This is a genomic window from Micromonospora sp. DT228, from assembly GCF_049841595.1.
Taxonomy (GTDB): Bacteria; Actinomycetota; Actinomycetes; order Mycobacteriales; family Micromonosporaceae; genus Micromonospora.
Map to the genome: position 1 here is coordinate 20,826 of NZ_JBNCKO010000020.1, position 15,455 is coordinate 36,280.

General features: G+C 68.4%; 9 protein-coding genes and 1 pseudogene. 7 read left to right on the plus strand and 3 right to left on the minus strand.

The window, feature by feature from the left end; all coding sequences use genetic code 11:
• The first annotated feature begins 745 nt into the window (after positions 1 to 745).
• Entirely contained in the window at positions 746 to 4,360 is a 3,615-nt protein-coding gene (gene metH / locus ACLQ29_RS29905; RefSeq protein ID WP_425774756.1) for a methionine synthase, read from the plus strand.
• Between the two features lie 276 nt (positions 4,361 to 4,636).
• Here the strand turns inward: metH and ACLQ29_RS29910 are convergent, their stop codons facing one another.
• The 3 genes and pseudogenes from ACLQ29_RS29910 to ACLQ29_RS29920 form a co-directional block, all read right to left on the minus strand.
• The gene (locus ACLQ29_RS29910; protein ID WP_425774757.1) at positions 4,637 to 5,410 is read right to left on the minus strand and encodes a GDSL-type esterase/lipase family protein; all 774 of its coding nucleotides are present in this window, start codon (positions 5,408 to 5,410) and stop codon (positions 4,637 to 4,639) included.
• Positions 5,411 to 5,496: 86 nt separating this feature from the next.
• Positions 5,497 to 5,923: pseudogene (locus ACLQ29_RS29915) on the minus strand (S8 family serine peptidase); the annotation flags it as partial.
• A gap of 28 nt (positions 5,924 to 5,951) precedes the next feature.
• Positions 5,952 to 7,238, minus strand: coding sequence for an MFS transporter (locus ACLQ29_RS29920; protein WP_425774758.1), 1,287 nt, complete (start codon positions 7,236 to 7,238; stop codon positions 5,952 to 5,954).
• A gap of 220 nt (positions 7,239 to 7,458) precedes the next feature.
• On the opposite strand from ACLQ29_RS29920, the gene ACLQ29_RS29925 reads away from it, so the two are divergent.
• The 6 genes from ACLQ29_RS29925 to ACLQ29_RS29950 all read left to right on the plus strand — a co-directional run bounded on the left by ACLQ29_RS29925 (position 7,459) and on the right by ACLQ29_RS29950 (position 15,421).
• Complete coding sequence (locus tag ACLQ29_RS29925) at positions 7,459 to 8,238, plus strand: class I SAM-dependent methyltransferase (RefSeq protein ID WP_425774759.1); 780 nt, start codon at positions 7,459 to 7,461, stop codon at positions 8,236 to 8,238.
• A 98-nt stretch (positions 8,239 to 8,336) separates the two neighbouring features.
• Entirely contained in the window at positions 8,337 to 11,579 is a 3,243-nt protein-coding gene (locus ACLQ29_RS29930; protein WP_425774760.1) for a BTAD domain-containing putative transcriptional regulator, read from the plus strand.
• A 64-nt stretch (positions 11,580 to 11,643) separates the two neighbouring features.
• A complete protein-coding gene (locus ACLQ29_RS29935) occupies positions 11,644 to 11,778 on the plus strand; it encodes a hypothetical protein (protein WP_425774761.1) in 135 nt (44 codons plus the stop codon).
• A 195-nt stretch (positions 11,779 to 11,973) separates the two neighbouring features.
• Positions 11,974 to 13,221, plus strand: coding sequence for a TfuA-like protein (locus ACLQ29_RS29940; protein ID WP_425774762.1), 1,248 nt, complete (start codon positions 11,974 to 11,976; stop codon positions 13,219 to 13,221).
• On the plus strand, positions 13,208 to 14,356 hold the full coding sequence (locus tag ACLQ29_RS29945) for a YcaO-like family protein (protein ID WP_425774763.1): 1,149 nt from the start codon (positions 13,208 to 13,210) through the stop codon (positions 14,354 to 14,356). Before ACLQ29_RS29940 ends, ACLQ29_RS29945 begins: the two co-directional genes overlap by 14 nt.
• A gap of 9 nt (positions 14,357 to 14,365) precedes the next feature.
• Entirely contained in the window at positions 14,366 to 15,421 is a 1,056-nt protein-coding gene (locus ACLQ29_RS29950) for an amidohydrolase family protein (RefSeq protein WP_425774764.1), read from the plus strand.
• Positions 15,422 to 15,455: the final 34 nt, after the last annotated feature.

Genomic DNA, 15,455 nt, shown 5'->3' on the forward strand with positions numbered 1-15,455 from the left:
TCTCATTTCGTCCCGGACTCCTCGGCGCCCGGCCCTTCCCCTGCTCGGGCTCCGCTGCGTCCACTGCCATTCCGGCCTCGCCAGCACCGGCAATGGCACGTTCCGCGTCAGTGCCAACGGCGAACTCCTCGACATCCTGCTCCCGGTCACCTGCGTTTCCTACGAGCGCACCAGCGAAATCACGGTCCAGGATCGCCTCCCGGTCCGGTACCTGGATCCGATCCTGCTGGAGTGCTACTCCGGCAAGTCCTCCCGCCGTGGGCCTGAGCTGTGGCGGGAGGCACGGTGGCCGTGCCCCGGACTGCATCATGCGGCGGTCCGCGCGCGGTTGTTTCAGACCGGGCGCGAACGACGATCAGGGCCGGCCCGATACCGGCGACGAAGGTGAACGGCCCGGGGTTCAAACCTCCGATCCGGCGGACCTGCTGCTGGCTGTTCGCCAGATGCGGGCCGGTGGGGCGGAGACGATCGAGCGGCTGCGAGCGATGCCCGGGGAGCGGCACTCGTTGCCGTTTCTCCGGCGTCGGCTCCCTCTGATGGGTCCGCTCGACATCTCAGTGGTTGGCGCCCACGACGACGGTGACTGACAGTCGGGTACCTTCATGTGTTCGGGACGAGAGGCGCTGCGACGGGGCCCGCAAGATCGGGCCTCGCCACGCTCGTCCGGCCCACCCGTCGCGGTTCTGGCTGTGGCAGGAGGGTGTAACCGACCAAGGGCGCCTCCGTTGTAACGGAGGTGGTCGGTGTGGAGAGAAGCGCGACAACTGCTGAGCTGCGACGTCTGCTGAGCGAGCGGGTCCTGGTCCTCGACGGTGCCTGGGGCACGATGCTCCAGGCGGCAAAGCTGACGCCCGACGACTACCGGGCCGGCGGTGTGGTTCCCCCCGATCATCCGCAGGACGTCAGTGGGGATCCGGATCTGCTCAACGTGACCCGGCCCGATCTGATCCTCGACATCCACCGGCAGTATCTCGCCGCCGGTGCCGACATCACGACCACCAACACGTTCACCGCGACCAGCATCGGCCAGGCCGACTACGGCCTGGAGTCGCTGGTACGCGACATGAACGTCCAGGGCGCTCGCCTGGCCCGGCGGGCGGCCGACGAGGCGGGCGGCCGATTCGTCGCCGGTTCGGTCGGGCCGCTCAACGTCACGCTCTCGCTCTCGCCCAAGGTCGACGACCCGGCCTTCCGGGCGGTCACCTTCGACCAGGTCAAGGCGTCGTACGCCGAGCAGATCGCGGCGCTGGCCGAGGGCGGCGTCGACCTGCTGCTGATCGAGACGGTCTTCGACACGCTGAACGCGAAGGCGGCCGTCGCGGCGGCCCGCGAGGTGGCGCCCGACCTTCCGCTCTGGATCTCGTTGTTCGTCGACCTGTCCGGCCGCACTCTCTCCGGGCAGACCGTGGAGGCGGTTTGGCGCTCGATCGAGCGGGCCCAGCCGCTGGTCGTCGGCGTGAACTGCTCGCTCGGCGCGCTCGAGATGCGCCCGCACGTGGCTGATCTGGCCCGGTTCGCGGGCACATGCGTCGCCTCGCACCCCAACGCCGGCCTGCCGAACGCGTTCGGCGGCTACGACGAGACCCCCGAGGAGACCGCGGCGCTGGTCGGCGAGTTCGTGGCCGACGGCCTGGTCAACATCGTTGGCGGCTGCTGCGGCACCACCCCGGCGCACATCGCGAAAATCGCCCAAGCGGTCGCCGGCCAGGCGCCGCGGGTGCTGGCCGGCGAGCCGCGGACGACCCGGTTCTCCGGCCTGGAGCCGTTCGCGATCGGCCCGGACACCGGATTCGTGATGATCGGCGAGCGCACCAATGTCACCGGCTCGGCCCGGTTCCGCCGGCTGATCGAGGCCGACGACTACCAGGGCGCCGTCGGCGTCGCGCTCGAGCAGGTACGCGGCGGCGCGAACCTGCTCGACGTGAACATGGACGCCGATCTCCTCGACAGCGAGCTCGCGATGACCACGTTCCTCAACCTGATCGCCACCGAGCCCGAGGTGGCCCGGATCCCGGTGATGATCGACAGTTCCAGGTGGAGCGTTCTCGAGGCCGGTCTCAAGTGTGTGCAGGGCAAGGGGGTGGTCAACTCGATCAGCCTGAAGGAGGGTCCGGAGGCCTTCCTCCAGCAGGCCCAACAGATCCGCAACTTCGGCGCCGGTGTGGTCGTCATGGCCTTCGACGAGCAGGGCCAGGCGGACACCCGCGACCGCAAGGTGGCGATCTGCGGACGGGCCTACGACCTGCTGGTGCACGAGGCCGGGTTCGCTCCCGAGGACATCATCTTCGACCCGAATGTGCTGGCCGTGGCGACGGGCATCAGCGAGCACAACGGATACGCCAAGGCTTTCATCGAGGCACTGCCGCTGATCAAGCAGCGCTGTCCCGGCGCGCGCACCAGCGGTGGTATCTCCAACCTGTCGTTCTCGTTCCGCGGCAACGACGTGGTCCGCGAGGCGATGCACTCGGCGTTCCTGTTCCACGCGGTTCAGGCCGGCCTCGACATGGGCATCGTCAACGCCGGTCAGCTGGCCGTCTACCAGGACATTCCGGCTGATCTGCTGGAGCTGGTCGAGGACGTGCTGTTCGACCGGCGGCCGGACGCGACCGACCGACTCGTCGAGTTCGCCGCCACGGTCAAGGGTGAGGGCAAGCAGCGCGCGGTTGACCTGTCCTGGCGGGAGGCGCCCGTCGACGAGCGCCTCTCGTACGCGCTCGTGCATGGCATCGTCGACTTCATCGAGGAGGACACCGAGGAGGCCCGGCAGCTACTGCCCCGGCCGCTCGAGGTGATCGAGGGCCCGCTGATGGAGGGCATGAAGATCGTCGGTGACCTGTTCGGCTCGGGCAAGATGTTCTTGCCGCAGGTGGTCAAGAGCGCCCGGGTGATGAAGCGGTCGGTGGCCTATCTCGAGCCCTTCATGGAGGCGGAGAAGGAGCAGGCCCGCCTGGAGGGCCGGGTCGAAGTCGACCGCGGTCAGGGCAAGGTCGTGCTCGCGACGGTCAAGGGCGACGTGCACGACATCGGCAAGAACATCGTCGGCGTGGTGCTCGGCTGCAACAACTACGAGGTCATCGACCTCGGCGTGATGGTGCCCGCGGCCAAGATCCTCGAGACGGCGATCGCCGAGAAGGCCGACGTGATCGGCCTGTCCGGGCTGATCACACCGTCGCTCGACGAGATGGTCGCGGTCGGAGCCGAGATGCAGCGCCGCGGCTTCACGCTGCCCTTGTTGATCGGAGGGGCGACCACGTCCAGGCAGCACACGGCGGTGCGGATCGCCCCGGCGTACGAGGGGACGACGGTGCACGTGCTCGACGCGTCCCGGGTCGTCGGTGTGGTGTCCGACCTGCTCGACGCCGACCGGGCGAGCAAGCTCGACGAGAGCAACCGGATCGAGCAGGAGCGGCTACGCGAGCAGCACGCCAACCGGCACGCCCAGCCGCTGCTCACCCTCGAAGCCGCGCGGGCCAACCGCGAGTCGGTCGACTTCAGCGACCTGCCCACCCCGGCGTTCACCGGCGTACGCGAGGAGCAGCCCTCGATCGCCACTTTGCGCGAATTGATCGACTGGCAGTTCCTGTTCCTGGCCTGGGAGCTCAAGGGCAAGTTCCCGGCCATCCTGGAGCAGCCGGTTGCCCGTGAGCTCTACGACGACGCCAACGAGCTGCTCGACAAGATCATCACGGACGGCTCGTTCACGGCCTGTGGCCGGTACGGCTTCTGGGCCGCCCACAGCGAGGGCGACGACATCGTGCTCGACAACGGCGTGCGCTTCCCGATGCTGCGTCAGCAGACCAGGAAGCCGGCCGGGCGGGCCAATCGCAGCCTGGCCGACTACGTCGCGCCGAGCGGCGACTACCTGGGCGGGTTCGCGCTTGGCATCCACGGCGCCGACACTCTAGCCAAGCACTACGAGGCCGAGCAGGACGACTACCGGGCCATCATGGTCAAGGCGCTGGCGGACCGGCTAGCCGAGGCGTTCGCCGAATACCTGCACCTGCAGGCCCGCCGCGAGTGGTTCGAGCCCGACGCCAAGCCCAAGCTGGAGGACCTGCACGCCGAGCGGTTCCGTGGCATCCGGCCCGCCCTCGGTTACCCGGCCAGCCCCGACCACAGCGAGAAGGAAGACCTGTTCAAGCTGCTCGGCACTGACACCATCGGGTTAGGACTCACCGAGTCGTACGCGATGACCCCGGCCGCCGCCGTCAGCGGCCTGATCTTCCAGCACCCCGACTCGCGTTACTTCACGGTCGGCCGCCTGGGAAAGGACCAAATCACCGACTACGCCGCCCGCCGCGGGATGACGGTGGACGAGGTCGAACGCTGGCTGCGCCCCAACCTGGCCTACGAGGCCTGAGCTGCCCGGGCCTCGAACTCGGCCCGACCGCCCACGCGGAAGTTCCCCTTCCGCCTGGGCGATCGGGCACCAGAGAACCTTCTCGAGAGGCAGGCACTGCTTGGCGAGGTAGTTGGTCGTGGTGAAGTGCCGGAAGAACAGCCGGGGCAACAGGGGTGCTCGCTCCAGCGATCCGGCTTGACCTTCGAATTCGCCCACCACTGATCAAGTACCGCGAGAACCCGACGATGGTCTTCGGCGCTGGTTGATGGACGGTCAAACTCTCAGGAATCTTGATCATGTTGAGTGCCTCAGGTCGGCTGGCATGCCGGCCAGCCACCGCAGGAGAACCGGCTCTACCAGGGCGGCGAGGCGGGCATAACCGGCCGCGAACGGATGATAGGCATCACCCGCAGCGATCTCCCGGCTCCAGGCCGGGTCCGCGGAGAGCTCCGTGACGTCGACGAACGGCACGCTTCGGGTGGTGCACACCTGCGCCATCCCGGCGGCGAGATCGGCTGCCCGTTTGCTTGCCTGCCGGTCCAGCACCGGCGGCGGCCCCACCACAAGCGCGTGCCACCCTGCGGCGTGGGCGTCATCGAGCATCGCGGCAAGCAGCGCGAGTGATCGGCCCGGCGGGACGCGAACCTCGCCGAGCTGCATGTCCACGTCGTTGGTCCCGAACGCGAACACGACCCCGAAAGCCTGCCCGTCCTTGAGGCGGACACGGGCTTCAGGAAGCCAACGTCGGGCCACGTCCAGGGATGTGTCCCGGCGAACCCCCATGTTGTAGACGGTCAGATCATGGCCCTGCGCACGGGCGGCAGCGGCCACGGGCCCCACCCAGCCCGCACCGGACGGGTCGCCAACCCCCGCCGTGAACGAGTCACCGAAGAAGCACACCCGCAAATCGCACCGCGATCCCGTCGCGCCGGGCTCCTCCGGTGGCGTCAGCTTCGCCCCACTCATCCGACTGTCAGGCGGCATGTTGCCACTGGGAGGGTCCGCCTTCCCCCGAGTAGTAAACAGTCGAGACAGGCACCTGTATGGGTGGAGAACATGCCCGAGCATACCTATGTGGTGGACCGCATGACAATGCGATGCGGGTGTCAGTCTCCATGGCTCCAGACGGCGAATTCTCCGGTCGCCGTCTGGTGCCAGGTCGGCGCGGTCGAGATCGCCGATCTGGGGGGTGATGTTCGGCTCGAAGCCGCCATCCTCGCGCGGTCCCGGGGAGGAGAAGTTGAACAGCGCGTTCTTCTTCGTGACCACCGAGCCGTAGTTGGCCAGCCAGGTGTCCTTTCTGATGTTCGCGGCGACGCTGACGACGTTCTCGGCGACCGAGGGGTCGCCGACGGTGTTCAGGCCCGGTCCGGAGTTGCCGGCGGAGATGAACATCTGGACGCCGCAGGTGGTGATCAGGTCGTTGTAGAGCTACGCGCGGGCGTTCGCGCCGTCGTTGAGCGTCGGCAGGCCGCCGATGGACATGTTGACCACGTCGACGTGCCGGTTGGTGACCAGGTCGGCCATGCCGGTGGTCAACGCCGCGGTGGTGCAGCGGCCACCCCAGGAGCAGGCCCGGGCACCAGGTTGAGGGCTCGTTGCATCCGGGTCAGTGCTCCGGCGGAGCCGACACTGGGATTCCGTCGCGGAAGAGGCGTTCGCTTGGGAGGTCCGTCGACCGGGCGATGGGAAGTAGCCACAGGCTCGCCAGCGAAGCGCCTGCGGCCGTAAGCCACAGTGTGGGGCGGATACCGAGCCAGGTTCCGAGTGCTCCACCGACCAGCGCACCGAGGGGAGCGGCGCCTGAAGAGACCGTCCGCATGGTGGCGCTCATGCGGCCGAGGAGGTGGGGCGGGCACAGTTCCTGGCGGAGGCTGATCTGGACGACGTTGTAGGCAATGAGGCAAAAGCCGGAGACGGCCGCGCTGATGGAGAAGAGAGCCAGACGCCATCCGTCGGAGGTGACCGGCAACAACAGTGCGCCGAGCCCGGCGATCACCGCGTACAGGGGGAGAGCTCGATGCCGCCCGATCGCGCGCGTGAGCCGAGGAGAGCAGAGCGCGCCGAGAAGACTGCCGAGGCTCCCGCCAGCGAATAGCAAGCCGATGGTGCTCGCCGGGACCTGAACGTCGCGTAGCAGAAAGAGCACCTCGACGGCTCCCTGCGCCGAGTAGAGCAGCATTGCGGTGCCGTTGTAGCACGCGAGGGCGCGAATGACAGGCTGCGCGAACACGAAGCGAAGTCCTTCGGCGATCTGCTGCCCCAGCCGGGTGCCGGGTGCTCGCGCCGGCTCGGCCTCCGCGGTCGTGATGCCGGCCACCCATGCCGAGGACCACAGGAAACTCGCTGCGTCGACCACGACGGCGATGGGTGCGGTCAGCCACTGGACGAGATAGCCAGCTAGCACTGGTCCCGTCGTCGTCGCTATCGTGCGGTTGGCTTCGATACGGCTGTTGGCTTCAACGAGAAATTGCCGGTCCACGACGGCCGGCACGTAGGACTGGAAGGCGACGTCGGAGAAGACGGTGAACACGCCGCCGGTAAGCGCCACCACGTACAGCTGCCACATGGTCAGTACGTCCAGCAACGCCGCCACCGGGACGGTGGCGAGTACCAAGGCGCGGCCCAGGTCGGCCACGATGATCAGCGGGCGGCAGCGCATCCGCTCGACCCATGCGCCGACGGGCAGGCCGATCACGACGAACGCGATTGTCTGCAGCGCGGTGAGCATTGCCATCTCGAGGGTGCTCGCGTCAAGCGTCTGGGCCGCCGCCAGCGGGAGTGCCAGCGCGCTGACCTGGGTTCCGACCCTGCTCAAGCTGTCTGCGGTCCACAGACGACGGAAGTCGTCGTTCCGCCGCAGCAGGCCCCCGGCCCCAGATGACTCTTTTGGCATCGACTGATGACCATAGCCCACATCGTCAGCCGCCGCTGGGGGCCGGATCAGGGCCGGCGCAGGTGGTGGTCCACCAACGCGTCAACGGCGCGACTGCGCGGCGACAGGGCGAATCAGTATCAATGCTGCGCGGCCGGGCGTCATGTGTCGTGCCGGAAAAGCGACCCCTGACAGGACGAGGTCCTCTGGTGGTCATCATGAGAATGAGGGGTGTGCGCGTATGACGGCGTCACGAGTGGTGACAGCGGAGTTCTTCGACGGCATCTACCGCGCCTACGAGAAGTCGCCCAACCTGCGTGTGTTGCTGCGTTCGGCGCTCGACGAGGGCCTTCCCATCGAGGTCGAGCCGTATTCCTTCGTCACCATGGACGCACTTCGGGAGATCACGGAGCGGCTGCGGCCGGCCGCCGGTGAGCTGCTGGCCGACCTGGCCTGCGGCCGGGGCGGGCCGGGTATGTGGGTGGCCCGGTCCACCGGTGCCCGAGTCGTTGGAGTGGACTTCTCGGCCGTTGCCGTCGCTCAGGCGACTGCCCGGCGCGGTGCGTTCCAGCTCGGGGACCGGGCGGAGTTCCGGATCGGCAGGCTCGAGGCGACACGGTTGGCCGAGGCCCAGGTCGACGCACTCATGTGTGTCGACTCGCTGCAGTTCTCCGGCGTCCCGGAACTCGTCGCTCGCGAGGCGTGGCGCATCCTCCGTCCCGGCGGCCGGGCGGTGGTGACGACCTGGGAGGCGCGCGAAAAAGGGGATCCGGCCGTACCTGATGCGTACTCCCGGCTGGATGTGGGCCGCCTGCTGCGAGCCGCCGGCTTCACCGACGTCGAGGTCGCCGAGCGTCCCGAATGGCACCAGCGGGAGCGTGCGGTGTTCCAGCGGGCGCTGGACACCGAGCCCGGGGACGACCCGGCCCTCCAGCAGTTGCGGTCCGAGGCCGGCCGGGTCATTCCCGTGATGCCGCGAGTGCGGCGAGTGATCGCCAGTGCCGTGAAGGGCCGCAAATGATCATAATTGATCGCGTTGTTCGTGCGGACGCCCCCGGTCACGTCGTGCCAGCGCGCTATCCTGCGTGGGATATGCCAGGAGCCGCCGGCGGGAGTCCGATGAGCAACGCCCGTGGCCTTCCCCAGGTCGCCTTCGGTCTGCTAGGTCCTCTGTCGGTGGTCGTCGACGGCGCACCTGTCATCGTGGGCGCGGCGAAGATGCGGATCGTCCTGGCCAGCCTGCTGTTGCGGCGGGGCGAGGTCGTCTCCGTCGACATGCTCGTCGAGCGGCTATGGGACGAGCAGCCGCCGCCAGGAGCCCGAAACGCGGTCCAGACCTACATCCGGCGACTTCGGGCCCTGCTGGGTGCCGCCGGCCGGGTGATCGTCACCAGCGCACCGGGTTACTACATCGACGTGCCCGCCGCTGCCGTCGACATCGACCAGTTCCGGCGCCACGTCGAACTGGCTAGGAGTGCCGCCTCGGCGGGCGACATCGAAGCGGAGGATCAGGAGCTCCGGGCCGGTCTCACGCTCTGGCGTGGCGTGCCGTTGTCGGACGTGGAGAGTGAATCGCTGAGCAGGGACGAGCTGCCAGTGCTGATCGAGGAGCGGCTCGAGGCCCAGGTGGCCCGGTTCGACGTCGACCTACGGCTGGGCCGTCACGCCGAGCTCATCGCAGAGCTTCGCGGTCTGGTGGCGGAGCACCCGCTGCGAGAGGGCTTGTGGCACCAGCTGATGCTCGCGCTGTACCGGTCCCATCGGCAGGCCGAGGCGCTCAGCGTGTTCCGCCAGGTGCGAACGCTTCTGCGGGACGAGCTGGGGGTGGACCCCAGCGCCGAGCTGGTGGAGCTGCACCAACGCATGATCAGCGGTGACCCGGAGCTGCACGGGCACCGAGAGCCGACGAACGACGGCTGGGTGTCGGTCTGCCAACTTCCGCCAGAGGTCCACGATTTCGTCGGCAGGTCCGAGTCCGTCGAGCAGATCAGGTCCGTGGTCGCCGCGACCGGTGGTAGCCGGACAGGCCTTCCGCTGGCCGTTCTGACCGGGCCGCCCGGAGTTGGCAAGACCGAGCTGGCCATCCACGTTGCATACCAGCTCCGCGCGGAGTTTCCGGACGGACAGCTGTTCGTGAACCTTCGTGGATTCTCGCTCGACGCGTCCCTCCGAACGGAGGAGGTGCTGGGCGGATTCCTGCGTGCGCTCGGTGTTCCCGCGGAACGGGTCCCGCGGCACCCCGACGAGCAAGGCGCGCTGTTCCGGTCGCTGATGGCCGGACGGCGCGTGTTGCTGGTGCTCGACAACGCGGGCAGTCCCGACCAGGTGCGGCCGCTACTGCCCGGTGATGCCGCCTGCGCGGTGATCGTGACCAGCCGCGACAGCCTCATCGGCCTCTCGGCGGTGAACGGCGCACGCCGCGTGCAGATCAATCCGGTGAGCCGCGCCGAGGCGGAGGCCTTGCTGTCGAGGATCATCGGCGCGGATCGAACCGGGGCGGAACCGGCTGCCGTTGCCGACCTCGCCACCGCGTGCGGCTACCTTCCCCTGGCCCTGCGGATCGCCGCGTCCAACCTTGCCGCGATGCCCGATCAGCGCATCGCCGCTCACGTGCGGGAGCTCCGGTCGGAGGACCGGCTACGGGCATTCGCCGTCGATGGAGACGACCAGGCGTCCGTACGAGCGACGTTCGATCTCTCGTACCGCGCTCTCAGGCCGGAGGTCGCCAGGCTGTTCCGACTCCTGAGTTTGGTGCCCGGCTCAAACTTCGACCTGTACGCCGCGGCGAGCCTCGCCGGCGTGAGCCCGGCGGAGGCCCGCCGCATGCTCGCGAGCCTCACCACCGCCAGCCTGGTCGAACACCTGCGCAATGGCAGGTACGAGTTCCACGACCTGCTCCGCGACTATGCCGGCTGGCAGGCGCGCCAGGACAGCCACGAGGTACGCCTCGCCGCCGCTCGAAGGCTGCTGGACTACTTCCTGCGAGCGGCCGACGCGGCCAGCGGGCTGTTGTACGCCGACTTCCCGCGGCTTCCGCACCCCGACACCCACTCGTCTCCGGAGTTTCCGAACTGGACGGATCCCCTCGACGCGCTCGCCTGGCTGGAGGCCGAGGTGATGAATCTGGTCGCCACGGTCGGTGACCCGCTGCTCCAGGAGTCGGGCGCACCGGTGTGGCTGCTGGCCGACAGCCTGCTCGGATACTTCGTTCGGCAGCGCCAGGACATCGCCTGGCCGGACACCCTTCGCAGGGCGCTCGAGGCCGCCGAGCGGGCCGCCGATCCACACGCCACCGCGGCTCTGCAGCGCGGTATGGGGCGGTTGCATTTCCGGCGTAACGAGTATGCGGAGGCGCGGGCGTCCTATCAACGCTCCGCGAGGCTCTCGCAAAAGCTCGGAGACCGTGCCGGCGAGGGCCGCGACGTCATCGGCCTGGGGAACGTAGCCTTCGAGTTGCAGAACTACATCGAGGCAGCGCGTTGCTACGAGGAGGCCCTGCCCCTACTGCGGGAGAGCGGCGACCGGGACGGGGTGGCCATCGCGCTGGTCAACCTCGGCATCACGCTGATCATGATCGGCCGGTCCGGCGAGGGGGCCGAGCGCCTCGACGAGGGTAAGAAGATCGCCGAGGATCTGGGCCTGCGGAACCTCGCTCCCCGCGCCACCTCGGGGCTCGCGATGCTGGACTCCTGGTGTGGAAGATTCGAAGAGTCCGCCGCCGGGTTCGCGTCAGTCCTCTCCGACTGGTCCGATCTGGGTTACGTGCAGGGCCAGGCAGAGACACTGCGGAACATGGCAGAGGTTCATCTGGAGTCAAGGCGGGCAACGGAGGCGCTCGCCATGGCGGAGCAGGCGCTCGGCCTGGCGGAGCAGATGGACGCCAAGTGGATGGCGATGGGGGCCCACGTCACTCTCGCGGAGGCGCATCTCCGGCTGGGCGACGCCGGGTCCGCGCGGCGGAGCCTGACCGCCGCCGCCGCCCTCACCGCGACGGGTGGCGGCTACTGGTATCCGTTCGTCCTCGTCAACCTCGCCGCCTGCTACCGCCTCGCGGGCGATCACGAGACGGCCGTCGAGTTGGCCCTCGATGTCGCTGAGAACCAGCGTCCGCGCCTGCGGGCCCGGGCGTTCGTCGAGCTCGCGCTGATCTCGGTGGCGATCGGGGACCACGCGGCCGCCGTGCGATACGCCAGGTCGGCGCTTGAGACCAGCATCCGTTACGGGTACCGGCCGGACGAGGACCGTGCCCGGACCGTCCTTCGGCAGGCGGCCGGCCAGCAGGTCGCCGACGACGGTTCGGCAGTGCAGGCCGGTGACCTCGATGAATCTCTTGTCATTGACGGTGATCGTCCGACAATGTAGCGTTCACCATGCCGTGCGGTGAAACGACTCCTGTTCTTTGCACCAACGAAATCGGGGAAATAACATGAAGGAACTGACTGAACGCCTCCGTGTCCTGCGGGCAACCGCCAAGCTGGAGGATCTGTTCGACGACAAGCCCGCTTCGATGGAACCCACCAACGGATGCGCCGCGACCGAGGTCGGCTACTCGAAGATGTAGCGGTTCCCGGAGATGCAATGCTCCGGTCGGTCCTGAATCGCAAACTCTGCTGCTGGAAATCGTTTGCCGATACATGTCTTCGCGGGGCCGACGCTCACTGCGTCGGATGTGGTGTCTGCCGTTCCGGATGCGATCATCCATCCGCCGGTGACCCACGGTGACCTTCTCCGTCTCGACCCTGGTCCCGGTGACACGGTGGTCATCGTCGACGGTTACTACCATCAGGTTCCATCGCTGCGTCACAAGGAAATCCTCTGGATGCTGGCGCGGTCGGTGCGAGTTGTCGGCTGCAGCAGTTTCGGCGCGCTGCGTGCTGCGGAACTCTGGCCCTACGGCATGGTGGGGAATGGGACCGTCTTCGAGATGTACCGCGACGGCGTCGTCGATGCGGATGACGAAGTCGCCGTGGCGCACGGCGAAGGCCCCGAGTATCGGAAATTCAGCGTCCCCATGGTGAGCATCCGTCATGCGGTCGCAATGGCGCGGAGGGGCGGTGTGGTGACGGCCCCGGAGGCCGCCGACGTTGTCGCGGTATGCCGGGGTCTGCACTACACCGCCCGCAGCTGGCGGGCTATCGAGGCACTGGCCCAGGGTGACGCCGGCCGGGTCGCCGCGATCCACCGGATCCGAGCTTTTCTGGCTGACCATCCCGAACACGCCGACGTTAAGGCCGCTGATGCGCTGGACACGCTGAGGCGCCTTGGCGAGCTCGGCTGCGGCGTTTCCGTTACCGCCAGGGGATGGGTCGGCTCACCATGGTGGCAGAACCGACTGCTGCACGAATGGCGGGCGGAGTTCTCGGGGTCCCAAATCGACGGAATCCACATCGGTGACGCAGCGGTAATGCGATTTCAGCAGATCTACGACCGGGATTTCCCCCGGCGGTGGTCACGGTTCGTCCTGCGCGCCATCCGGGACGGCGTCGCCCTGCGTCCCGGCGACTACGCCAACGAAGAAATCGAGGATGACGTCGTGGCGATAAGTGCTGGCGCCGGCATCACTGAAGGTTCACTCTCGGCGGAGCAGCGCGCGGAGTGGCTGACCCCGCGAGAAGTGTCGGAGTTGAATCCGTCGGCCACCGTCGTCCGCATGCTCGTCCGCTCCTACCGCTCGCCACGCGGCCTTTTCGACCTCGTCGCCGCAGAACGTGACCTGGTCGATGACGCGGCCACTCGGACTGCGGTGGCGGAATCATCGGTATTCAACGCTGAAATCGCGCGGTGGGCACCGAGGCAGGGCGTCGAACACCTCAGGGCCGATACGCTCCGGGATCATCTTGGCTCGGTATGGGGGGCGGACGACGAAACGTCGCTACTCGCGGCTGCCCGTGACCGCGGGTTCGGTTCCCTTTCCGAGGCGGTGGAGGCCGTGCGGCCCTTTTTCCTGCGGCACCACCTGGCGAACCAGGAGCCGGTGGCGGAGAGCCGAGATGCCGACAACTGAGGTCAAGGTGTTCCGGGACGGAACGCATCGCGTACGGCTTCCCGAGGAGACCTGGAGCGTCATCGAGCCCAAGTTCCCGCGATTCGGCATCACCAGGGTCGCTGATGTGACCGGTCTCGACACGATCGGCATTCCGGTGGCAATGGCCGTGCGTCCACTGGCCCGCAGCCTCAGCGTGGCCCAGGGGAAGGGACCGACGATCCTCCTGGCCAAGGTCTCTGCGGCCATGGAGAGTCTCGAGCACTGGCACGCGGAGCACGCGTCCCCGGCGGTGGTCGGCAAGCACGTGCCCGCCCGGGAACTGGACCTCATCTATCGGATGGCTGACCTGGACGCCGATCCGGGCTCCCTAGTTGGCGAGTCCACACCGCTGGACTGGGTCTCGGCCGAAGGACTGATCACCGGGCGGCCGGTGCCGGTGCCGCTCGATCTCGTGTGCCTGACCCGCCCGGATAGCCGTCGCTGGACGCCTCCCGGCCTCAGGCGCAGCAGCAACGGCCTAGCTTCGGGAAACTCCCCCAGAGAGGCGGCCCTGCACGCGCTCTACGAGGTGATCGAACGAGAGACGGTTCGCGGCTGGCCGGGGCGCCGGCGACGGCAGGGCGTGGACCCGAGCTCGGTTACGGACCCCGGGTGCGCGGCGATACTGGCCAAGCTGCGGTCAGCCGGCGTGATGTTCTCCATCGAGTACGTCCCCAATCCGTTCCGGGTGCCCTGCTTCGCCGCGTGGATCTGGAGTGAGGACCTCCCGGTGACCTCGCTGGGATTCGGTGCCCACCTCGCGCCCGAGGTGGCGCTCTCCCGGGCGGTGACCGAGTCCGCGCAGAGTCGGCTCACCGTCATAGCGGGCAGCCGCGAGGACCTGCCTCCGGTGTACGGGAAGGTCCAGGACGGAGCGGACGGGCGGCCACAGGCGGTCGCCGTCACGTCGACCTGGGCGGAGGTCACCGCGGGCGCCGCCGGCGGCTCCGCCGAGCTCGGCGAGGAGATCGCCCTGCTGGCGATGGTGGTCACCGACGTGATCGGCGGCGAGCCGCTGCTGGTCGACCTGAGCACCGATGACGACTTCGCCGTGGTGAAGGTCATCGTTCCCGGTACGGGCTCCGACCTCGATCGTTTCCATGCGTCACATTAGGAGTCACCCGTGATTCGAGTGCGCGGCATCGTTCTGCCCGACCGGGAGGAGAGATCGTTCTGGATCGACGGGGAGCTGCTGAGGACCGACCCCGTACCCGGCGCCGACCTGGTGGTCGATGGTGGTTATCTGTTGCCTGGCCTGGTCGACGCCCACACGCACCCGGGCACCGAACGGCCGGGCGTACCCTTCGACGACGCGACGTTGCGCAGCCATCTGACCGACCATCGTGAGGCCGGCGTGCTGCTGGTCAGGACGCCGGGGTCGGCTGCCCGCATCCCGGCCTGGGTCGACGAGGACCCCGATCTTCCCAGGGTCCGCTCGGCCGGGCGCTGGCTGGCGACCCCCGGCCGGTTCGTTCCCGGGTACGGCCGGGATGTCACGGAGGCGGAGCTGGTGGCCGCGGCAGTGGACGAGGCGCGCTCCTCGTCGGGATGGTGCAAGGTCATCGCCGACTGGGAGTTCGGCGATCCGGCGATCTCCCTCGGTCTGCTGACCGAGGTCGTCTCGGCCGTTCACGCGGTGGGCGGCCGGGTCGCGGCTCACTGCCAGACTGCCGAGGGCAGTCACAACGCGGTGCTGGCTGGCGTGGACAGTCTGGAACATGGCCGCTACCTCGACCAGGACCTGCTCGACCGGATGGTCCGGAACGGTACGGCGCTGGTGCCCACGCTCAACGTGATGGGCAACAAGATCGACGAGGTACGTGCCCGGGAGGCCACGCCGCGACGGGACTGGCTGCTCAAGGGGTGGGAGGGGGCTGTGGCGAACGTCCGCGCCGCCGAAGAGGCGGGTGTGCTGGTCCTGGCGGGGACGGACAGCTTCCCCTGCGGTACCGTCGCGAACGAGGTCGGGTGGCTCATTCGCGGCGGGATGTCGGCCGAGGCCGCGATCGCGGGCGCATCCTGGGAGGCGAGGTCCTGGCTCGGCCTGCCGGGGCTGGTCGACGGCGCTCCCGCTGACCTGGTCGTGTACGACGTTGATCCAACCCTCGACCCGCGAGTGCTCGCCCATCCGAGCGCCATCATCCTGCGTGGCCGGGTCGTCCGATCCCGGAATCTCTGAGGTGTCCGCTCCACCGCCGTTCGATCGCCGCCCG